At 59.6% G+C, this 20,281-nt stretch carries 18 protein-coding genes and 1 pseudogene; 11 read left to right on the top strand and 8 right to left on the bottom strand.

Annotated features, from left to right (window positions below):
* Positions 1-3 precede the first annotated feature (3 nt).
* Positions 4-333: pseudogene (locus IG169_RS08765) on the bottom strand (integrase core domain-containing protein); the annotation flags it as partial.
* Positions 334-579: 246 nt separating this feature from the next.
* Between IG169_RS08765 and IG169_RS08760 the strand changes: the two are divergent.
* The 10 genes from IG169_RS08760 (at position 580) to ggt (ending at position 10,661) form a co-directional block, all read left to right on the top strand.
* The gene (locus IG169_RS08760; RefSeq protein ID WP_193175819.1) at positions 580-1,971 is read left to right on the top strand and encodes a transaminase; all 1,392 of its coding nucleotides are present in this window, start codon (positions 580-582) and stop codon (positions 1,969-1,971) included.
* Between the two features lies 1 nt (position 1,972).
* Entirely contained in the window at positions 1,973-3,355 is a 1,383-nt protein-coding gene (locus tag IG169_RS08755; RefSeq protein WP_193175818.1) for a glutamine synthetase family protein, read from the top strand.
* Complete coding sequence (locus IG169_RS08750; protein ID WP_193175817.1) at positions 3,352-4,125, top strand: SDR family oxidoreductase; 774 nt, start codon at positions 3,352-3,354, stop codon at positions 4,123-4,125. The genes IG169_RS08755 and IG169_RS08750 overlap by 4 nt, the downstream gene beginning before the upstream one ends.
* Before the next feature lie 235 nt (positions 4,126-4,360).
* The gene (locus IG169_RS08745) at positions 4,361-5,011 is read left to right on the top strand and encodes a GntR family transcriptional regulator (protein ID WP_193175816.1); all 651 of its coding nucleotides are present in this window, start codon (positions 4,361-4,363) and stop codon (positions 5,009-5,011) included.
* A gap of 293 nt (positions 5,012-5,304) precedes the next feature.
* Positions 5,305-5,499: an ATP-binding protein gene (locus tag IG169_RS24205; RefSeq protein WP_428982242.1), complete on the top strand. Its 195-nt coding sequence runs from the start codon at positions 5,305-5,307 to the stop codon at positions 5,497-5,499.
* Positions 5,500-5,943: 444 nt separating this feature from the next.
* Complete coding sequence (locus IG169_RS08730; protein WP_193175815.1) at positions 5,944-6,633, top strand: GntR family transcriptional regulator; 690 nt, start codon at positions 5,944-5,946, stop codon at positions 6,631-6,633.
* 74 nt (positions 6,634-6,707) lie between these two features.
* Positions 6,708-7,559, top strand: a complete 852-nt coding sequence (locus tag IG169_RS08725; protein WP_193175814.1) for a transporter substrate-binding domain-containing protein — start codon at positions 6,708-6,710, stop codon at positions 7,557-7,559.
* A 79-nt stretch (positions 7,560-7,638) separates the two neighbouring features.
* Positions 7,639-8,349: an ABC transporter permease gene (locus IG169_RS08720; RefSeq protein WP_428982244.1), complete on the top strand. Its 711-nt coding sequence runs from the start codon at positions 7,639-7,641 to the stop codon at positions 8,347-8,349.
* A complete protein-coding gene (locus IG169_RS08715) occupies positions 8,346-9,038 on the top strand; it encodes an ABC transporter permease (RefSeq protein WP_193175812.1) in 693 nt (230 codons plus the stop codon). The genes IG169_RS08720 and IG169_RS08715 overlap by 4 nt, the downstream gene beginning before the upstream one ends.
* Positions 9,039-9,068: 30 nt before the next feature.
* Entirely contained in the window at positions 9,069-10,661 is a 1,593-nt protein-coding gene (ggt, locus tag IG169_RS08710; protein ID WP_193175811.1) for a gamma-glutamyltransferase, read from the top strand.
* A gap of 96 nt (positions 10,662-10,757) precedes the next feature.
* Here the strand turns inward: ggt and IG169_RS08705 are convergent, their stop codons facing one another.
* Genes IG169_RS08705 through IG169_RS08680 form a run of 6 tightly spaced genes read right to left on the bottom strand, consistent with a single transcriptional unit; the run spans position 10,758 to position 16,670 of the window.
* Positions 10,758-12,218, bottom strand: coding sequence for an amidase family protein (locus IG169_RS08705; protein WP_193175810.1), 1,461 nt, complete (start codon positions 12,216-12,218; stop codon positions 10,758-10,760).
* The gene (locus IG169_RS08700) at positions 12,215-13,168 is read right to left on the bottom strand and encodes a branched-chain amino acid ABC transporter permease (protein ID WP_193175809.1); all 954 of its coding nucleotides are present in this window, start codon (positions 13,166-13,168) and stop codon (positions 12,215-12,217) included. The genes IG169_RS08705 and IG169_RS08700 overlap by 4 nt, the downstream gene beginning before the upstream one ends.
* Positions 13,165-14,034, bottom strand: coding sequence for an ABC transporter permease subunit (locus IG169_RS08695; RefSeq protein WP_193175808.1), 870 nt, complete (start codon positions 14,032-14,034; stop codon positions 13,165-13,167). Before IG169_RS08695 ends, IG169_RS08700 begins: the two co-directional genes overlap by 4 nt.
* The gene (locus IG169_RS08690) at positions 14,031-14,735 is read right to left on the bottom strand and encodes an ABC transporter ATP-binding protein (RefSeq protein ID WP_343225627.1); all 705 of its coding nucleotides are present in this window, start codon (positions 14,733-14,735) and stop codon (positions 14,031-14,033) included. The genes IG169_RS08695 and IG169_RS08690 overlap by 4 nt, the downstream gene beginning before the upstream one ends.
* 1 nt (position 14,736) lies before the next feature.
* The gene (locus IG169_RS08685) at positions 14,737-15,447 is read right to left on the bottom strand and encodes an ATP-binding cassette domain-containing protein (RefSeq protein ID WP_193175807.1); all 711 of its coding nucleotides are present in this window, start codon (positions 15,445-15,447) and stop codon (positions 14,737-14,739) included.
* A gap of 14 nt (positions 15,448-15,461) precedes the next feature.
* A complete protein-coding gene (locus IG169_RS08680; protein ID WP_193175806.1) occupies positions 15,462-16,670 on the bottom strand; it encodes an ABC transporter substrate-binding protein in 1,209 nt (402 codons plus the stop codon).
* A 293-nt stretch (positions 16,671-16,963) separates the two neighbouring features.
* Between IG169_RS08680 and IG169_RS08675 the strand changes: the two genes are divergently transcribed.
* Positions 16,964-17,656, top strand: a complete 693-nt coding sequence (locus tag IG169_RS08675) for a TetR family transcriptional regulator (protein WP_193175805.1) — start codon at positions 16,964-16,966, stop codon at positions 17,654-17,656.
* A 477-nt stretch (positions 17,657-18,133) separates the two neighbouring features.
* Here IG169_RS08675 and IG169_RS08670 read toward each other — a convergent pair whose 3' ends face one another.
* On the bottom strand, positions 18,134-20,086 hold the full coding sequence (locus IG169_RS08670; protein ID WP_193175804.1) for a helix-turn-helix domain-containing protein: 1,953 nt from the start codon (positions 20,084-20,086) through the stop codon (positions 18,134-18,136).
* Positions 20,087-20,281 lie beyond the last annotated feature (195 nt).

Below are 20,281 nucleotides of genomic sequence, written 5' to 3'. Positions count from 1 at the left end.
CCGTCATGTCGGAGCCAGTTTCGCCCGCGCCGCTCCGCCGTGCGCTGATTTCATCATGTCCGCCGGGGCCTTGTACCCGATGGCGCTATGCGGTCGTTGCTCATTATAGTCTCTACGCCAAGCCTCCAACTTTTCGGCCGCATCTTCAAGGCTCAAGAACCAGTGGCTGTTCAGGCATTCCGCCCGGAACCGTCCGTTGAACGCCTCTATGAAAGCGTTGTCTGTCGGCTTCCCATGCCTTGAGGAGTCGAGCGTGACGTCGTGCTGATACGCCCAGAGACCGAGATCGCGAGAGATGAACTCCGAACCCTGGTCGACACGGATGGTCGCCGGATTTTACTCCGCCCTGCGGCGAGATTGGCACGCCGTTACCGTGGCCGACTTTTGCACGGCCGCTCTCATACCTGATCATCATTATGGTGATCACATTAATGTCAGGCATGTCATCCTCAACCAACTATAATAACAATAGACGAGCGGAATCTTAAAAATATCATCAAAAATCCCGGGTTTTCGTTGACGCAAAAATGCAGGACCCATAAATGTGATCACATTATTCACTTTGGAAGGTTTCGATCAGTGCCAAGCACCTCACCCGCCAGACAGCTGGAATCCGACGCAATTCTCACCGCCGCGAGGCGCATTGTTGCCGAAGAAACTGCCGTCTTCATTAGCCGGCGGTCGCGCAGTAAGGAGATTTTCGCCGCGCCATCCTCCGGATTCTTCGATCAGGTCCCGCAATACTGGATGCGGGATTGGCCAATGCCGTTTCCAGTTGTGGTCGCCAAAGCGTCCGGAAGCGAAGTTTGGGACATCGATGGAAATCACGTGATTGATTTTTGCCTGGGAGACAGTGGCGCGATGTTCGGTCACGGGCCGCAGCCGATTTTGAATGCGCTGGCTGGCGCTGCTAACCATGGCCTCACGACTATGTTGCCCTCCAATGACCTGGATGCCGTTGGCAACCTCTTGCGCAGCACATTCGGCATGTCAAAGTGGCAGGTGACGACGACGGCAAGTGATGCCAACCGCTTTGCCCTTCGGGTTGCGCGTGCGGTGACAGGGCGCAAAAAGATCCTGGTGTTCGATGGCTGCTATCATGGGGCGGTCGACGAAACGTTGGTGGACCTCGTCGACGGGCAAACGGTGCCTCGTGGTGGCCTGATTGGTCAGGCGGTGGATCTGTCCGAGACGACGGTCTGCATTCCCTTCAATGATGTGCCTGCTCTTGAGGCAGCGCTGAAGGGAGGTGATATCGCTTGCGTGGTGGCAGAGCCTGTCATGACCAATTGCGGCATGATTCTTCCGCATCCCGGTTTTCATAAAGCGCTGCGGGATCTGACGCGCGCCACCGGGACGCTGCTTCACATCGATGAAACGCATACGGTTTCGACCGGGTACGGCGGATATTCAAAGGTTCACGGTCTCGAACCGGATATCTTTATCGTTGGAAAGCCCGTCGGCGGCGGTATTCCAGTCGCTGTATGGGGCATGACGGACGATGTGGCGAGCAGGCTCGACGCTGCGCGCGCGGCAGTTACCGGCACGGGTCACTCAGGCATAGGCACAACGCTCTCTGGCAGCGCATTGCAACTCGCCTGCCTCAGGGCCTGCCTCGAAGAGGTGATGACAGCCGAAACCTACGCCAAAATGAACCGTCTTGCCGATATTGTCGAGGAAGGCTTCTCGGCGGTCATCAAGCAATATAATTTGCCGTGGCATGTTGGTCGTGTCGGGGCGCGGCTGGAGGTCGTGTTCTCTCCTGATCCGGTGCAGAACGCTGCAGAAGCAAAGGCTGCGGCCAATTCGACGATCCAGAAGGCGCTGCATTCGGCATTCCTGAATCTCGGATATCTCGTCACCCCGTTCCACAATATGGTTCTTGTGGCGCCAACCACAAGCGAAGCCAATGTCGCTGGCCTTGTCGCCAGCTTTGAGAAAATCCTGCATAGAATGACCGAGGCTGCATAAAATGACCGGAACACGTCCACATAATGCGGCGCCTATCGAGGAAGCCGAGACATTCCTGGAACAGCATCCGGAAATCGCAGCCTTCGACCTGGTTCTCATCGATCCAAACGGGGTTGCGCGCGGCAAGATTATCCGCCGTCATGAACTCTTGCCATTGTTCCGTTCCGGCCGGCATCTGCCCGGCTCTATTCTCGGGCTCGATGTTACCGGCGCTGATGTCGATGAAACCGGTTTGACCTGGGACGATGGAGACGCCGACAGAGTTGCATGGCCGATTTCCGGTTCACTTGTAACATTGCCCTGGACGTCACCCGAACGCGGTGAAGTTCGCGTCATGCTGTACGAACTCGACGGATCTCCCATGGGTGCTGATCCCCGTCAGGCTCTGGCGCGCCAGATCGACCGATTTGCAGCGAAAAACCTGTTCCCGGTGCTGGCTTTCGAACTGGAATTCTATCTTCTTGACGCCGAAAAAAATGGGTCTGGCAAACCTGAGGCAGCGCGCCTGCCGCTTTCGGGAACCGCGGCGCAGGGCAACCACGTTTACAGCGTTGCCATGCTGGATCAGTTCGAGCCGTTAATCGATGCGCTTTATCGCGCCGCCGCAGCCCAAAATCTGCCTGTTGAAACCATCATCTCTGAATATGCGCCCGGCCAGTACGAACTCACGCTCCGCCATCAGACCCAAGGCCTACGGGCGGCAGACGATCTGGTGATGCTCAAGCGGCTCGTTCGCGGTCTCGCGATCCGCCACGGCATGCGCGCCAACTTCATGTCCAAGCCATTCGCCCATCAATCGGGTTCCGGCATGCACCTTCACGCCAGTCTTGCCGACCCATCGGGTCTCAATCTGTTTGCCGACCAGCAAGATGATCTCGCGCCTGCGCTGCGCCACGCTATCGGTGGTCTGCAGGAGACAATGGCGGATTCGATGCTGGTCTTTGCACCCAATCTGAATTCCTGGCGTCGCTTTACACGCAACAGCTATGCGCCGACATCTCCGACATGGGGCCGCAACAACCGAAGCGTTGCCATCAGGGTGCCGGCAGGCAGCCCGGCCAACCGCCACCTTGAACATCGTTCCCCCGGTGTCGACGCCAACCCTTATCTGGTTGCTGCGACGGTCCTTGCCGGGATTTACAGGGGAATCGAAAACCGGATAGAGCCAGACGCAGAGTCGACCACCTACAGCGATGACACCGAAACGACACTGCCCTGCGACTGGCGGGAGGCAATCGACCGGGCTGCTGGCTCCGACTTCCTGAAGGACGCCCTCGGTGAACGCATGTCCTCCGTCTTCATTGCGCTAAAGCGTGTGGAACACGATTTCTTTTCCTCGAAGGTGACAGACGAAGAGTTTGCCTATTATGGCGACGTCATATGACGTCGCGCGAAGGCGACTTTCGCACGGCTCTGGTGACAGGAGCTGGAGGACCAGATGGCATAGGCTTTGCGATTGCCCGCAAGCTTGCACAGAAAGGTCTGGCCGTTTTCATTACCGGTGCAAGCGACCGGATTCACCTGCGCGCGGAAGAACTGCGGGCACAGGGCTACAGCGTCACATCCCATGTCGCGGATCTCACCAAGGCAAATGAGGTTTTGCGATTGCGGGACGTTGTTGGTCCCGTTGATATTCTCATCAACAATGCAGGCATGGGGTCCGTGGCGGTGCCAGCCGTGCAACGCGATTTTCTGGCGCTGAGCGAATCCGATTGGGACATCGGAATCGACGTTACCCTCAAGACCGCTTTTCTGGTCACGCGCGCATTTCTGGGGTCAATGGTTGAAAGGCGGCGCGGGCGTATCGTGAATATCGCCTCTGTTACCGGACCGCTGGTTTCCAATCCGGGAGAAGCTGCCTATTCGGCGGCAAAGGCTGGCATGGTGGGGCTCACCCATGCCCTGGCGCTCGAAGTTGCATCTTGCGGCGTGACCGTGAATGCAGTCGCCCCCGGTTGGATCGAAACTGGAGCCTCCACCGAGGACGAGCGGATCGCTGCGCGGCACACGCCACCCGGGCGCGCCGGGACCCCGGATGAAGTCGCTGCCGCCGCTGCTTTTCTGGCTTCTGCCGAAGCCAGCTACGTGAACGGCGCTATGCTGGTCGTCGATGGCGGCAACATCCTCCAGGAACGCAAGGTCCAACTGGCCTGAACATCCTGAATCGGAAACTCGCGACCAGACAGCTGAAGCCATAGGTTTTTCAAGTGGTCTTGTCGCAATGTCTGCAAGGCAATTGCAACTCACATACTGGTTGTCGAGCACTGGATTATGTTATGGCGTGGCATTCAACTCAGCAATTGACCGTTCTGCGCCCAAGAGTAACGGCAAGGCTTGACGATATCGCGGCAGGCCCGCTGGCGGCGGCGGTATCGGGGTGTAGGAAATAATGCGAGAGCTATCGACGCAACAGCAACAGGTTTATCTGGCGCTTCGCGAGCAGCTTATTTCGGGCCGGTTTTCTCCCGGCACGAGCGTTAGTCTAAGGGGCCTAAGCAAGAGTATGGGCGTTGGACTGATGCCTGTCCGTGAGGCGATTACCAGGCTCGGCGGCGAGCGCGCGCTGGAAGTGCGTCGTAACGGCCGGGTCGGCATTCCCGAACTCACTCGCCGACGTTTCGAGGAGCTTATGCAAGCGCGGCTGCAACTGGAGCCGCTTTGCGCACGCCGGGCGCTTCCCTATGTGACGTCTGAGACTATTGCCGCGATGGAAGCCAGCGATTCACGCATGAACCAAAGCTACGGAGCCAAGGATGCGGACGCGTATATGCGGGAAAACTACCAATTTCACTTCGAATTGTACCGAGCTGGAGGCTCGGAAGTCCTGGTCGCTCTGCTGGAAAGCATTTGGATGCAGTTTGGCCCATTCATGCGAAGCGTTTATGAGATGAACGAAACGACACGCATGGTCGATAAGCACCAGATGACGCTGGAGGCCATACGCCGAGGGGATGCCGAAGCCTTGGGCGTTGCGATCGAGGCGGATATCCTTGATGCCATTCACCTGTTGAACCAGACCCTTGGAAACGACGCACTATAGGATTGGCCGGCACGGCCGCAGATCAGGGTTCGAACCGTCTAGAGTGAGCCCTGGGATTGGATCAGGAAGGCACTGAAAACCGGGCCGTCTGCTGGGTAATTTGCGTCTCAAATTCCGCTGGCGACCGATAGCCAATAGCGGCACTGTAACGTTAACCGAGCATCGATCAAAATTTGAGATCTGGTGGGATGACCAGATTTACCCGCGATCCTCTTCATCGTCGCCACCGATTTCCAGCGGAGGTGATTGCCCATGTCGTTTGGCTCTAATTCCGGTTTCCGCTCAGCCTGCGGATGGTCGAGGATATGCTGGGAGCTCCTGGCATCATCGTCACCACCAACCTGGCATTCGGGGAATGGCCGAGCGTCTTCGGCGACGCGAAGATGACGACCGCTCTTCTCGACCGGCTTACCCATCACTGTGAAATCGTCGAGACCGGAAACGAAAGCTGGCGATTCGAGAACAGGGTCCGAAAAAACAGGGTCTGAAAACCCAATCACCGCTGGCCCGACACTGCTGCGTTAAATGGAGACTACGCACCATCGGGCCAGCTCCTCACAAACAAGAGGTCCCTTTTGGACGCCGATGAGGGGTCAATATTCGGTGCCGATTGACAATATTCCTTCCGCCCATCATCGCGAACTACGAGCAGCAGCCTTGGACGCTTGGCGACAAGTCGCTCGCCTTCAAGCTGCCTGATAGCAGCAAATATCGCACTTCCTTGGCCCTTGGCACGTGAGGTTTGTGATGCCGGCTCGATATATCGTCTGACATCCTTGCCAGACACCGGTGACACACTTCGATCACCCGGCACGTGGTCGCTTCCATCGTTTCAGTCGAATGATTGTTTTGATTTCGCCGTATTGAGGGGGATTGACCTCCTTATAATCCAGTGATTGGATAAGTGGATACAAAAATACTTTTGGTGGTCCATGTCAGCAGCCTTCTCCGTCGAGCCACGTGCCCCCGCCACCGCAGAAGAGGAGGCCTATCGCCATATTCAGCGGGCGCTTCGCGTTGGCCGCTACAAATCAGGGGAGCGGCTCATTCCCGAGGACATTGCCGCCGAGATCGGCATGAGCCGCATGCCGGTGAGGGAAGCCTTTCGGCGTCTGGCGTCGGAGGGGCTGGTGGTTCTGCGGCCCAATCGCGGCTGTGTGGTCGCTGGCCTGACTCTCGATGAGCTTAATGAAACTTTCGAGATGCGATCTGTCCTGGAAGGCTTGGCCGTCAGGTTGGCGATGCCGAACATCGGCGAGGATGAGATCGACGATCTCGAGCGGCTGCTCGATCGTATGGAGCGTGCCGGCCAGAGCAGCAGCAGCGACTGGGTCATACGCCATCAGGAATTTCACGGAAGCATATGTTCGCTGAGCCAAAGACCCAAACTCATCCATCAGATTTCCGCTCTGCATGCGGTAGTCGAACCCTATATGCGCATCTGGTTTGATGACGTCGACAAGCCGCTTTCAGCGCGAGAGGAGCATGCGACCGTGATCTCGGCATTGCGGTCTGGTGATGCTCGTCATGCGGAGCGGGTGATGCAGGATCATATTCTCGGCACGGCACCGTTGCTGGCCGAGTTCGTGACGCCGAACCGGACGATGAATACAGGTCGGTAAAAATGGTCCCGGCTGGCGACGGGACCGGCACGGGCCGCGGGAACAGCCAGATCAGCCAAACAAGAGGGAAGCACATGAAAAGATATCTTTTGGCCGCAATTGCGTCCGCAGTGAGCATGTTCGGAATTGTCCAGACCACAGTCGCTCAAGACGCTCCAAAATCCATTACAATCGCCACCGAAGGAGCCTATGCTCCTTGGAACTTCACCACCGCCGACGGCAAGCTTGACGGGCTGGAAATCGAGCTAGCCAACGATCTTTGTTCCCGGATGAAGATCCAGTGCACGATCGTCGCACAGGACTGGGAGGGTCTCATTCCGTCGCTGACCGTTGGCAAATTCGACGTGATCATGGCCAGCATGTTCATCACGCCGAAACGGCTTGAGACCATCGACTTCACTCAGCCCTACGCGGTCGATCCGTCGGGCTTTGCAGTCGCGAAGGACAGCGAACTAGGCAAACTGGGTGTTTCGGCCGAAAAGTTCAAATTGGAAGACGAAGCCGCATCCGCTGAGGCAATCGATAAGTTGAAGCCCTTGCTGAAGGGCAAGGTGATCGGTGTACAGGCCGCCACAACGAATCTCGAATTCGTGAAGAAATATTTTGGCGATACCGTGGAAATCCGTGAGTACAAGACAACCGAGCAGCATGATCTCGATCTGGCTGCGGGCCGCATTGATGGCCTTTTCGCGCAGCAGACAGCGCTGGCTGCGACCCTCGCGGCGCCGGATTTCTCCGATTTCACACTTGCAGGGCCCGGCTTCGTAGGTGGCATGTTTGGTCTCGGAACCGGCGCGGGCCTCCGGAAGGAGGATACGAAGCTCAAAGAGATGTTGAACACGGCAATCGATGAAGCCATCGCTGACGGCACCATCAAGCGCATTTCGGAGAAATGGGTGAATACGGACGTCACCCCGGTCAAGTAAGCGCGGGGCAGACCCGCCCGACGGGACAGGCATTTGGTCGACCCGTCGGGCGGCGCGCTGAAAGGCTTTGGTTCACATGATGGATATCGTGGGTATTCTCACAGTCGGAAAGGGCGGGTGGGGCGTTGCACTGCTGCTTGCCTCGGGCGTCACACTTTCATTGTCCGTCCTCGGTTTTCTTCTCGGGGCTCTCTTCGGCGCGGTTGTAGCGCTCGGACGTCTCTCCCAACGGCGGTTGCCGGTTTGGCTCGCCAGCACTTACGGTACCGTGTTCCGGGGTGTGCCTGATCTCTTGACGATCTATCTGCTCTACTATGGCGGCAGCATCGCGCTTACCCATGTCGGCAAGCTCATGGGCGGCACGGGCTTCATCGGATTGCCCGCCTTTGCGACCGGCGTGTTTGCGATCGGCGTAATATCTGGCGCCTATCAGGCTGAGGTTTATCGTGGCGCCTATTTTGCCGTCGACAGAGGCCAGCTCGATGCGTGCAAGTCACTTGGACTTTCCGGCTTTCAATCGCAGCGCCTCGTCGTCGTGCCGCAATTGATGCGACATGCCCTTCCAGGGTTGGGCAATGTCTGGCAGCTGGTGCTCAAGGATTCCGCGTTAATTTCGGTGATCGGTCTCGTCGAGCTGATGCGACAGGCACAGATTGGCGCCGGATCGACGCGAGAGCCCTTTGTCTTTTACATAGCTGCCGGTGCCCTCTACTTCCTGATTGCCGCCGCGACCGGCACGATTTTCCGATGGGGCGAAGCCCGGGCTTGGCGGGGCATGGTTCGGACATGATCGACCTTGCCTTCTTTTTCGAAATCATTCCGGCTCTGCTCGCCGGCTTGCCGCTGACCTTGCAACTCGCGGGCTCTTCGATCGGTATCGGCTTCGTGTTGGCCTTGACGCTTGCGCTCGCCCAACAGGGAAATCATCGGATACTGGTCTGGCCCATCCGCACCTTTGTTGCGGTTTTTCGCGGCACGCCTTTGCTGGTGCAAATGTTCCTCATCTACTACGGCCTCGGCCAGTTCCGGCCTTCGCTTCAGGCGATTGGGCTCTGGTGGCTCTTCCGCGAGCCCTATTGGTGCGCGATCTTCGCGCTCAGTCTCAATACAGCGGCCTATGGTAGTGAAATCTTGCGCGGGGCGATACAGGGCGTGCCGCGGGGCCTGGTCGAGACAGCGACCGCCTTCGGCATGTCCCGGCTCCTCACGCTTCGTCTCGTCGTGCTGCCGCTTGCCTTTCGCCAGGCGATCCCGGGCTACAGCAACGAGATCATCCTCATGGTCAAGGGCACCTCTCTGGCATCAATTATCACGCTGATGGAGGTCACGGGCATCGCCCAGGGACTCATTTCGCAAACCTATCGCGCCGTCGAGGTCTTCGTGGCCGCAGGCGCCATTTATCTCACGCTCAATTTCACCATGATCTCGGCGCTGAACGCGCTTGAGGCATGGCTCACGCCCTATCGGGTGCGCGACTGAGGCGTGCAAACGACGAGGAGACCGAACAGAATGCGCAATTTCGAGATACCAACTCGATCCGTCACTGTGTCGCGCGATGCAATGGCTGCGACATCGCACCCGTCCGCCACGCTGACGGCGCTTCAGATCATGACGGCCGGCGGCAATGCAATGGATGCGGCTATTGCTGCCTGCGCAGTGCAATGCGTCGTCGAACCGGGGTCGACCGGCATCGGAGGCGATTGCTTCGCGCTCTACGCCCCTAACGGTTCCGACGAGGTTGTTGCCTACAACGGCTCCGGCCGCACGCCCGCTGCAATGACTCCCGAGTGGTTCGAGGAACGAGGACTGACCGAGGTGCCCCGCCAGTCGCCCGCGGCCGTCACAGTTCCCGGGGCAATAGATGCTTGGACACGTCTTCATGCCGACCACGGCCGGCTTCCGTTCGCTGACTTGCTTGCGCCCGCGATCCGATTTGCGGAGGAGGGATATGCCATCTCGCCACGCGTTCACCGCGATTGGTCGTTGGAGGAAGAGTTGCTCGCGGCGGATCCAACGGCAGCGCGGATCTTCCTTCCAGCAGCACACGCGCCGAAAATCGGGGAAATACACCGGCAACCGGAACTAGCGGAGACTCTCAAGCGCATCACCGCCAAAGGACGAAGCGGCTTCTACGAGGGTCCGGTCGCCGAAGACATGGTTTCCTACCTGCGTTCACTTGGTGGGCTCCACACGATGGAGGACTTCGCCAACGCCCACGGTGAATACGTGACGCCGGTCGTCACCGATTTTCGCGGATACCGTATCCATGAATGCCCTCCGAACGGTCAGGGCATCATCGCTCTTCTGATCCTCAACATTCTCAGCCGTTTCGAAGCCAACGGCGACCCGCAGTCTCCCGACCGGCTGCACATAGAGATCGAGGCCACGCGCCTTGCCTATGCCGCACGCGACGCCTGGATTGCCGATCCGGATACGTCAGACGTGCCAGTCGACGAGCTGCTGTCGGACGCACTGGCCGACCGCCTGGCTGCGACGATCGATCTGAGCCAGGCGTTGACAGACCTGCCACCTTTTGAAATGCCTCTTCATCGTGACACGGTCTATATTTCCGTGGTCGATCGCGATCGCAATGCCGTCAGTTTCATCAACTCGATTTTTGACTGTTTCGGCACGGGCCTCGTCGCACCGCGTACCGGCGTGATCCTGCACAATCGCGGCCAGAGTTTCTCGCTCAAGCCCGGCCATCCCAATCGGATCGGGCCGTCCAAGCGCCCGCTTCACACCATCATTCCCGGAATGGTGTCGCACAATGGCCGGATTGAGATGCCGTTCGGAGTCATGGGTGGCTATTACCAGGCGTTGGGACATGCGAATCTGATCTCCAAGGTCTTTGACTACGGCATGGATCTGCAGCAAGCCATCGATCTGCCCCGTATGATGCCGACATCCGACGGAACCAGCGTGGAGGTCGAGCATACGATTGCCGATTCAACCCGAGCTGAGCTCGAACGACGGGGCTTCACCTTCACTCCATCACAGGATCCGATCGGCGGCGCGCAGGCGATTCGCATCGACTGGAAGAACGGGACTTTGACCGGCGCATCGGAATCGCGGAAAGATGGCATTGCGCTCGGGGTATAATCAGGTTGTCCCGATTGACGATCACGCGGTCCAACCTCTACCGCGCGACAATCACGCTAGCGCGCAACAATGCAAATGGACCCCTGCATGACGGGTTCACTCGAAACCCGGTGGCGGAACGAAGCCGCCAAACACTTCGTCGCATAATGCCGTGAAGTGAATCGTTGTGCGATCCCCGAATTCCGGGCCGATGACCTGAACGCCCGCCGGCATTCCACGCACGGGGGCTGGCAGGGGGCGGACGGTCGAAGGCAGGTGCCCCAACGTGGCAATGCCGGGCCAGTACAAATTTTCCATATATGGTCGGACTTCGCCGCCGACATCAAGAACACGCGACATTTGCGGGACCGGTCCGTGCCCGTCCTCGGTCTGGTGCGGGAAGGCGACGGTCATGCTGACCGGACATAAGAGTATGTCGTAGTCGCGAAACCATTCGCGCAAGGCAAGCCTCAATTTCGCCTGGCGTTCGACCATCGCGGCAAACTCCGCGGCGCTGGACCGCGTTGCCCGGGCCACGCGGGCCGGTAGACTATCCGGCGCATGGTCGGCCGCAGCCGCCGTGTAGGCGTCAAGCTCTGCCTCGGGCAGACCGGACCCGATTGTCGCAAACAGGTGTGCAATATAGTGATCTACACTGCCGATCAGCGGCTCGGGTGTCTTGTCGAAATGGGTGACCTGGACGCCCTGCGCGGCAAGCTCTTCGGTAAAATCGCGGATTGCCCCGGCATACGCCGGATCAACCGGATTGTCCTCGGTCCAGACCGCGACACGGAAATCCGACAGCTTTTCGTGGCGTGACTTCGGCAGGTTCAGGACCCACGCCCCGTCCGGTTCTCCGCCGGCGAGCAGGTCGAGCCCAAGCTCCAGATCGGCGGCGCAACGTCCCATCGGCCCGTAGACCGCAAGCGGCGGTTCCGCCAGCGCACCTGGCGGCGGCACGTGGCCGCGCCCGGATACGATGCCGTAGGTGGTTTTGTGCCCCCAGACCCTGCAAAAATGTGAGGGAATCCGGATCGAACCGCCGATGTCACTACCGAGCTCAAGCGCCGTAAAGCCTGCGGCCAAAGCCGCAGCGGCGCCGCCCGAAGACCCGCCTACCGTGCGGCTCGTGTCCCAGGGATTGCGGCAAATGCCGTGCAGCGGGTTGTAGCTCTGATGATCGGAAGCTGCGAGCGGCACATTGGTCTTGCCCCAGATCACGGCACCGGCGGCGCGATACCGCGCAACGGCAACCGCATCCTGGCGCGAGACGTAGTCCTTCAATTCCGGCATACCGGCCGTTGCGTGGAAACCCTCGACCTCGTAGGGCTCCTTGATGGTCATCGGCAGTCCGGCCAGGGGCCCCGGGTCGCCGGTGCGTGCATCGATTTCGGCAGCAGCCTTGCGCGCCGCGTCGGCGCGGATCTCGACAACCGAATTGATATCCCCGTCCAGCCTCTGCTGGCGTCCAAGCATGTGCTCCAGAAGCTCAAGTGAACCGATCCGGCGGGCCTTGAGCGCGTCGACCGCCTCAACCGCAGTCCAGAGATGAGGTTCCTTGTGTGGGTGAGTGTTCATGACGATGCCTTGCCTCGAAGCGATTGGACGTAGTTGGAGAATGCAGGCCACAGACCCTGCGGGAGGAAGAGAAGCACGCCGGTCGACAGCAGGCCCATGACGATCCAGTACTGCCCCCCCGAATATCCGGCCGCAGTCATCAATTCGCGGATACCGATGAACAGGGCCAATCCGACGACGGGGCCGGTCAGCGTCCCCAACCCGCCCACGACGACGATGAACATCATCAACACGACCCATTTGGCGCCGAAGGCATCCAGCGGGGTAACGAACAGCGTCGTCGTATAGTAAAGCGCCGCGGCCAGGGCGGTGCCCGCGCCGGTGAGCGTGAACAGGATCATGTGGAGCCGCCAGATATTGACGCCCGCAGCCTCGGCGGCCGCTTCGTTGTCGCGCACAGCCAGTGTCGCCAATCCAAGCTTGCTGCGCAGGAAGACGCGCAAACCCACGATCAGCGCCATCGAAAGGAACAGCGAGACCGGCAGCACCGTTTGTTCGGGAAAGCCCTGCATCATTTCCCCGCCGGGCCGAAGAACGATGCCGCCGGACCCGCCAAGCGCCGGAGTCTTGACGACAAACTGAAATACGACTTCCGCCGCGACCCACATGCCAATGGCGAAATAGGCGTGTTTCAAGTGAAAGACCACCATTCCGAGTGGAATCGACAACAGGCCGACGATGACGGGAACGATGACAATCACCCCCCAGACCGGAATCCCGGTGTTGTTGGCCATCAGGCAGAGGCCATAGGCCCCGAGCCCGACGAACATTTGCTGACCGAACGAGACCTGCCCGGCATAGCCTGCCAGCAGGTTCCACATCTGAGCCATGATGAAGAGGAGAAACACTTCGCATAGCAGAAACTGGAGCCCGGAATCGACATAGGCGGCCGCAAGCCATGCAATGATGGCCCCCAGGACAAGAGCCACGATTTCAATAGTCCGGATCATGAGAGCCTCCCGGTCTTGGCGCGGAAGACCAGCACGATGAAGAACACGAGATGCACGTAGAAAAGGCCTGCATTGCTGTCGAGCCATGTGCTGACGACCTGCGTCATCCCAAGCAGAAGCCCCGCCCAGAGCACGCCGCGGATTGACCCCAGGCCGCCCAGCACCACGACTTCGAACGCGATCAGCAGGTTGTCCAGGCCGGAGAAGGGAGAAACGCTTGCCCGCATCGCCAGAAGAACGCCGGCTATGGCTGCCAGGCCGGCCGATAGCGCGGCCACGATGACATGGATACGCTTGACCGGGACGCCCACCAGTGCGGCGATATCCGGCAGGTCGGAGACCGCGCGGATCTGCCGGCCGAGATGTGTCTTGAAGGTCAGAAACGCCAGCAGCCCGAACGAAGCCACCGCGATGCCCAGGGACAAGAGCGGCAGAACCCCCAAGGTCAGGCCGCCGACGGTGAAGTTTGCCTGGCCCAGCCGGCCAACCGACAAGCCGCGCAAATCCGCGCCCACGACCTCCACCAAAGAGTCGCGCAGCACCACCGCCATTCCGAACGTGACAAGCATGGCCACGACTTCGTCGCGATATGACATTGCGCGTTCGACGATGAGCCACTGCGCCACCGCTCCCAGCAATGCGCACGCAAGAAAGGCGGCCAGAAGGACGATGGGGAAGGGCAGGTCGGGAAACAGCACTATGGCGCCGACCGCGGCAAAAGCGCCGTACGTTATGTATTCCCCATGGGCCAGCTGAAGAACTTTCAAAATGCCGTAGTTCAGCGCCAGACCGGCTCCGATCATGGCATATAATCCGCCAAGGGTCAGACCTTGGAATATCAGAGAAACGAACTGTGCGCTTGTCACGACCTGCCCCCGAAATAAGCCTCGTGCAAGTCGTCGGCGGTCACGCCCTTGGCGGGGCCATGAAACGTCACGGTTCCCTTGAAGAAACAGGTCACCGAGTCCGCGACATTGCAGACACGGGAAATATCCTGGTCCACGATCACAAGCGTCACTCCCTCGTTCCGGATCGATGAGAGCGCGTTGTAGACTTCCCGCACCACGACCGGGGACAGGCCCAGGGAAATCTCGTCGAACAGAAGTATCCTCGGATTGGCAGCCAGCGCCCTGCCGATAGCCACCATCTGCTGCTGCCCGCCGGACAATTCGGAAGGTTTGGCATTTCGCCGCTCTTTGATGACGGGAAACAATCGCTCGATCGCATCGATGTCCCAGGGGCCATCGCGGTCCGTCTGCCCGATCAACAGGTTCTCCCTGACGGTAAGGCTCCCGAACAGCATGCGCCCCTCGGGCACCAGAGCCAGACCCAGATGCGAGGATTTGAGCGGGTCGCCGCGTGCGAGTTGGGTGCCGCCCACCGCGATCTGCCCTTCCCAGCTATCCATCAATCCGCACAGGATTCTCAGGAAGGTCGATTTTCCCGCGCCGTTTGCGCCGACAAGGGCCACGGTTTCGCCCTGAGAGACCGATATCGACACGCCATTCAGCGCGCGGAACTGGCCGTAGCTGGCGCTCAGTTCCGCTATTTCGAGAGCCATGGTCATGTCACATCCCCATATATGTGCTTTGCAGCACATCCGACGCCCAGACCTCGTCAAATGGTCCGTCGAGGAGCTTGGCGCCCTTGTCCATGACAAGAAGCCGGGAGCATACGCCCTGCAGGGCAAAGGGGATGTGCTCGACCCAAATGATGACACGGCCCGGCTGCAGTCGTTTTACGACCTCCTTTATCGAGGCGATTTCGGGTTCGGTAAGTCCGGCCGCGACTTCGTCGAGCAAGAGTACCCGCGGCTTGCTCGCCACCGCCTTGGCCAATTCCAGCCGCTTGCGGTCGAGGAGCCCCAGAGACGCGGCCTGCTGGCCCGCCCGATCGAACAGATCGGTCATTTCGAGCACTTCGTCGACCCAGACACCGGCGTCGTGTTGTGATAGCTGGGCTCCGAAATAGGCTGGCAACAGTACGTTTTCGCGCACCGTCAGACGATTGAAGGTCTGCGGGATCTGTGCGGCCCGGGCAATTCCCGCGGTGACGCGGGCAAAGACCGGCAGCATTGTCACGTCAATGCCATCCATCGTGATCTTGCCCCGCGTCGGCTTGAGAGATCCCGTCAACAACGAGAGCAGCGTCGTTTTGCCGGCCCCGTTGGGGCCGATAAGGCCGACGCTCTCCCCCTCGTTCAGTTCGACGCTGACCCGATCGACCGCACAGACGGAACCGAACAGCCGCGACACGTCTTCGGTGGAAATCAACGCCATCGAGATCGTTTCCGTCAGGAGCCGCCAAGCGGAACCATGTCCGCTTCGAGAGGCACGTCGGGCAGGGCGGAGTTATCCACGACTTTCAATTCGTAGGGATATTTTCCGCTACCCTTGCGCCACTGGCCACCTGCAAGCCCGGTGATGGCAACGCTCTTGATCGGGCTTTCGGCGAAATTCACCGGGCCGATCACCGTTTCCATATTGAGCGATGCAATGGCGTCGCGCACCATGTCCGGATCTGTTGGATCCTCTGAGCGCTGAAGGGCGGCAAGCCCGACTTCCCACAAGGCGTGACCGTAGCCCAGCGGTTGTGTCCACTGCCGATTGGCTTCGGCCTCCCAGGCCGTCGCCAGCGCTTCGGCGCTCTGGCCGGTAATGGTCGACTTGTACGGGAACCGCGGTGACCACCAGATTTCCGTCGCCATCCCATCTCCAGTGTCACCCAATGCCTCGACGCCGGAGGGGAAGAGGAACGCTGCCGCCATCGCGCAGACCTTCGGTTTGAGCCCGGCCTGGCCGACCTGGTTCCAGAATGGAATGAAATGATTGGGGTACATGAAGCCGGTCAGAATGTCCGGTTTGACAGCGGCGAAAGTGGACACCGCATTTGAGAAATCGTTGGCGGTAATCGGGAAGCCGCCGGCCGACGTTTCCATGTAGCCGGCCTCCTTGAGCATGGGGGGCAGGCCCAGTTCGGGATCCATGAACGCTTGCCCTGGCTCGTTGTTCAGGAACAGGGTTCCGACCTTTTTGTTCGTGTCGACTTGACCCATGAGGGAAACGAACGTCTGAAGAATGGTGTCCGAACCGGCGAAGAAATGAAATGTGTAGGGGAAACCCGTTGCCGGATTGCCGCCGCGCGGAAAGAACCAGCCCTGCCAGGGGACCATGGTTGAAATCGTGGGAACCCGTCGCGTATCCGCCAGTTCGCCGATCGAGAGCGCACCATCGCCGTCCTGCGCCAGAACAAGGTTACACCGTTCGCGTAGGACAAGTTCACTGGCGATCGAATTCGAACGGTTGGGGTCGGACTGGTTATCACGGATGACCAGTTCCACCTGATAGGTCTTGCCGCCAACCTCCAGGCCATTGGCCAAATGCGCCTTCATCTTTTCGAGCGTCCAGGTCTCGGTCTCTCCGAAAGCGGCACGAATCCCGGACAGGGAGCCGACATAGCCGATCTTGATGATTGATCCCGCACCGCGCGCGATCGACGGCATGAACAACGTGCTAGCCGTGGCTCCCGCGCTCCATTTCAGAGCCTGCCTGCGTGTAATGTTGGAACGTCCGTTCAAGAAACTCACTATCCCACCTCCCGTTGCTGTGACGGTGTTGCCTTTGGTCAACTCCTATGTCACCAATGGAAACATTAATGCAGAGTGAAACCGTTTCGTCAACTGCGATTACTCGATTGTGAAAGTTCAACGCGCGGAAACCTTGTCGGGATATCAACGCGCATGCCATCGGGGGAAACTCTTCGATGTCGCGGAGAAGAACAAAGGGAAACCAGGAAGTGAAAACGGCACCGCCAGGGAATCTTCGGAAAAAGGGCTATCATCACAACGACTTGCGCAATGCACTCTTGACGACGGCTCTGGACCTTATAGTCAGACGCGGCGGTCCCAACTTCTCGATGCGCGAGCTCGCAAGCGCGCTCGGCGTTACGCATACCTCGGTCTATCGTCATTTTTCCGACAAGGCTGCCCTGCTCGATGCGTTGACGGCGGAAGGCTTTCGGACCTTGGCCGCCTACCAGGACGAGGAATTGAATAAGGCCTTGAGCGACCCTCTCGAGCGGTTCAACGCGCTTGGTTTCGCCTATCTTCGCTTTGCGCGGGAAAACAAGGGCTTCTTCTCACTGATGTTCACCGCGCGCGAGGATGAAGATCCCGAACAGAGCAGCAGAACCCGCCACAATGAAAAGGCGCTTTCGACACTGGTCGGGACAATCGTCGAATGTCAGCGTGCCGGATTGATTGTCGATGGCGACCCGGTCCGTATTGCCGGCTATATCGTGCTCGCACCCCATGGCTTGGCCGCTTACGAAACCCAAGGTCACGAACCCTTGGGCAAGGGCAACGACGTTGCGTTCTTTCCCGACATGAAGGCCGTGAACGAGCTTTCGATCATGCCGCTGCTGGTCAATCCACCGACACCACAGGAGGTGGCGAAGCGCTATTTCAAGCGGCCCGACCCGGCGATCTAGGCTGAGGCGGTGACGCTCACCAAGGGCGAGTCTTCGACCTTTGCTGCAATCGTCCCGGTGTGTCCCTCTCATGCCATTTGTTAGCCGGGACCGCCGAAGGTCCTTATCTCCTCCCGCAATCTCCACCTTGTCGTTGCGAGCCGGTCCCAACGAGGCGGATAGGCGTCCGCTTTTGGTCTACGTTTCGCCCGTCGAGGATGGCCGCAATGAGGCGCGAAGCGGAAGTCCATTCCCCTGCAGTTTGTTGGCCGAAAAGTGCCAAAAACCAATTCGTGATACAGAGCCTTATCTAGCAGATTCGAAATTACGTCCGCGGTCCAGGCCGGTCGCAGACGCGGTCTTTCCCCGTTTTCCAACTCGGAACTCGAAATGGGTCTACAATCAAAACTTCGATAAGTTGTCGCTGTCTCGCTCAGAAATTTACCAGTGGTTTGCGATCCACGACCTTCGATTAGAATCCGAGCTTACCGGGTGATGCTATCGCGAAACATGTCCGGTGTCGGTCAGCAATGCTTCCAGGCGAAGGGCAACATGCATTTCGAGCGTCTTGACCGGATCGTCCAACCCGCCGGTAATCTGTTTAATTGAATCGAGGCGTTGCCGGACTGTGTTGATATGAACTCCGAGGGCGTCCGCCGTCCGCCTGATGCTGTACTGGCCTTCGAGGTAGCACAACAGAGTCTTCTTGAGTTCGGCGGCCTGCCGGGGAGCCCTGGTATCGATCGGCCTCAGCGCGTCCTCCATGTAGCGCGACAGCCGCGCCGCATCTCCGGTCTCGAAAAGCTTCGCGATGAAGTCGAGATCGGAGCGCGCGATGAACCGGCTCAGGGGCCTTATCTTGCGTACCACCTGCAAGGCGCGGCTCAGCCGGCCGTATTCCGTCGACGTTTCGGAAAGGTCCGGGAACGGATCGGAGACGATGCCTCCCGCCTTCCATTCCTTGCCGCCTGCCGACAGATGGCGAAGGAATTCCGAAATGGCGCTCCGCGCGCCGAAGCCGACATAGGCGTCGTCGAAAAGGTCGACGAGCACGTTGCTGCGTCTCGCGGCCTCGCGTACGAGCGTCGTCTGGGAGGCGCGGTCGAGGCCGGAGACGACGAGGAGTGCGAGCGACACCGACTCGTCCGCATGCAGCCCGAGCCGTTCGCGCACCGCGGACAGCGTCGACGGATCCGGCGGCGTGACGAGGACCAGATGGCGCAGAAGAGTGGACGAGGCGATCAGTTTCTCGGTCTCGCGTTTCTCGTTCCACAGCCGCGCAATCGACAGCGCCACGGCGCTGCGTTCCAGATTGCGGACCTCGATGGCGTCGAGGTCTCCCTCATGGCAGATGACAAGGCATTCGCCGCGTCCGCCGCCGCCATGCAGGGCGATCACCCGGCACTGCTCATCGGGCGTATTGGCCATGATCTCGGAGCGTCCGGTATGGCGCGATTGCGAGATCGCGCGTATCAACGGCGCGACCTCGAAGGTACCGCCCCTGAGGTCGGCCGCGATCCGCCCGCGATAGGCCGCCGAAACGAATTCGTCGGCGGCATCCAGTTCGCTGTCGAACAGGAAGATGGCGCCGCCGATCTGGTTCGCCATGCGCTGCAGGAATTTCTGCATTTCGCCGCCCGAGGCCAACAGCGAGGTCATCTCGTCATGGGCGGCCGCCGACGCCTCGACGCGCTGGATATGCTCGATCAGGGCATTGCGGTTGCGCTGCGCCTCGTCGAGCGCCTCGGCCAGCAGGCGAAAGGCGTTGGCGTTGCGCATGGCGACGCCGGCATGCAGCGCGAAGGACCCGAGTACCGATATCTCGCGTCCACTCAGCTTGCGGGCGTAGCGGTCGGCGACGAAGAGGAAGCCGTGCACCTCGCTGTCGGCGAGGATCGGAAACCCGGCGAGCGACACGATATTCTCGGCCTCGAAGGTGCGGTCGAGTTCCGGCAGGTGGCGAAAGCGGTTGTCGTTCAGGTAGTCTTGGGTGTCGAAGAAGCTCTTCGTTTCCATGATCAGGCCGACGGCGCCGTATTCGAAGCGACTGGTCATTCGGGTCGTCGACGGCGAAAGATAGCCCTCCGCTGCGACAGTGCGGAAGATTCCGGGCTCGTCGTCGAGGATCGTCACCCAGGCGATATTGGCGCCGACGAGATTGCGCACGCGCGCGACGAGTGTCTTGAACAGACTCTGCAATTCGAGCGTCTTCGACAGATCGTGCGTCGTGTCGATAAACAGGCTGAGGCCTTTTTCCGAAAGCGTACTGTCGCGCAGCGACTGGCGGATCATGGCGAGCGCCGACTGAAGTGGAGCGACATCGTCTGCACGGCCCTCGCGCTCCGCGATCCCTGCGATTTCAGCGAGCAGCGCCTCGATCTCCGTCTCGCCGGCGTCATGCCCGATCTTTTCCAGCAGCGCGACCGTGACGTCAAAAAGCTCGCTCCCCATTTCTGGCCCCTCCCTATCGATGTTAGGTACATACCATACATAATTTTTCGTCCTTGATGGATGTCTCGAACATTCATCTGATCTGATCGACCGGATAACCTCCGCTCATCGGACGCGGAGAGGCTGTGTCCGGGGGAGGATTTCATGACGAGCGTCGAAGGGCTGCTTAGCCCGGAGGCGGGGAAGCCCGCATCC

The sequence above is a fragment of the Oricola nitratireducens genome, from assembly GCF_014904745.1.
Classification (GTDB): domain Bacteria; phylum Pseudomonadota; class Alphaproteobacteria; order Rhizobiales; family Rhizobiaceae; genus Oricola; species Oricola nitratireducens.
Note: the sequence above shows the minus strand (reverse complement) of the source record. Positions and strands in the feature narration are given on the sequence as shown.

Coding starts and splice junctions, on each gene's coding strand:
- IG169_RS08755 (WP_193175818.1), top strand. CDS start 1,973: ATGACCGGAACACGTCCACATAATGCGGCGCCTATCGAGGAAGCCGAG.
- IG169_RS08750 (WP_193175817.1), top strand. CDS start 3,352: ATGACGTCGCGCGAAGGCGACTTTCGCACGGCTCTGGTGACAGGAGCT.
- IG169_RS08745 (WP_193175816.1), top strand. CDS start 4,361: ATGCGAGAGCTATCGACGCAACAGCAACAGGTTTATCTGGCGCTTCGC.
- IG169_RS24205 (WP_428982242.1), top strand. CDS start 5,305: ATGGTCGAGGATATGCTGGGAGCTCCTGGCATCATCGTCACCACCAAC.
- IG169_RS08730 (WP_193175815.1), top strand. CDS start 5,944: ATGTCAGCAGCCTTCTCCGTCGAGCCACGTGCCCCCGCCACCGCAGAA.
- IG169_RS08725 (WP_193175814.1), top strand. CDS start 6,708: ATGAAAAGATATCTTTTGGCCGCAATTGCGTCCGCAGTGAGCATGTTC.
- IG169_RS08720 (WP_428982244.1), top strand. CDS start 7,639: ATGGATATCGTGGGTATTCTCACAGTCGGAAAGGGCGGGTGGGGCGTT.
- IG169_RS08715 (WP_193175812.1), top strand. CDS start 8,346: ATGATCGACCTTGCCTTCTTTTTCGAAATCATTCCGGCTCTGCTCGCC.
- ggt (WP_193175811.1), top strand. CDS start 9,069: ATGCGCAATTTCGAGATACCAACTCGATCCGTCACTGTGTCGCGCGAT.
- IG169_RS08705 (WP_193175810.1), bottom strand. CDS start 12,218: ATGAACACTCACCCACACAAGGAACCTCATCTCTGGACTGCGGTTGAG.
- IG169_RS08700 (WP_193175809.1), bottom strand. CDS start 13,168: ATGATCCGGACTATTGAAATCGTGGCTCTTGTCCTGGGGGCCATCATT.
- IG169_RS08690 (WP_343225627.1), bottom strand. CDS start 14,735: ATGACCATGGCTCTCGAAATAGCGGAACTGAGCGCCAGCTACGGCCAG.
- IG169_RS08685 (WP_193175807.1), bottom strand. CDS start 15,447: ATGGCGTTGATTTCCACCGAAGACGTGTCGCGGCTGTTCGGTTCCGTC.
- IG169_RS08680 (WP_193175806.1), bottom strand. CDS start 16,670: ATGCCGTCGATCGCGCGCGGTGCGGGATCAATCATCAAGATCGGCTAT.
- IG169_RS08670 (WP_193175804.1), bottom strand. CDS start 20,086: ATGGGGAGCGAGCTTTTTGACGTCACGGTCGCGCTGCTGGAAAAGATC.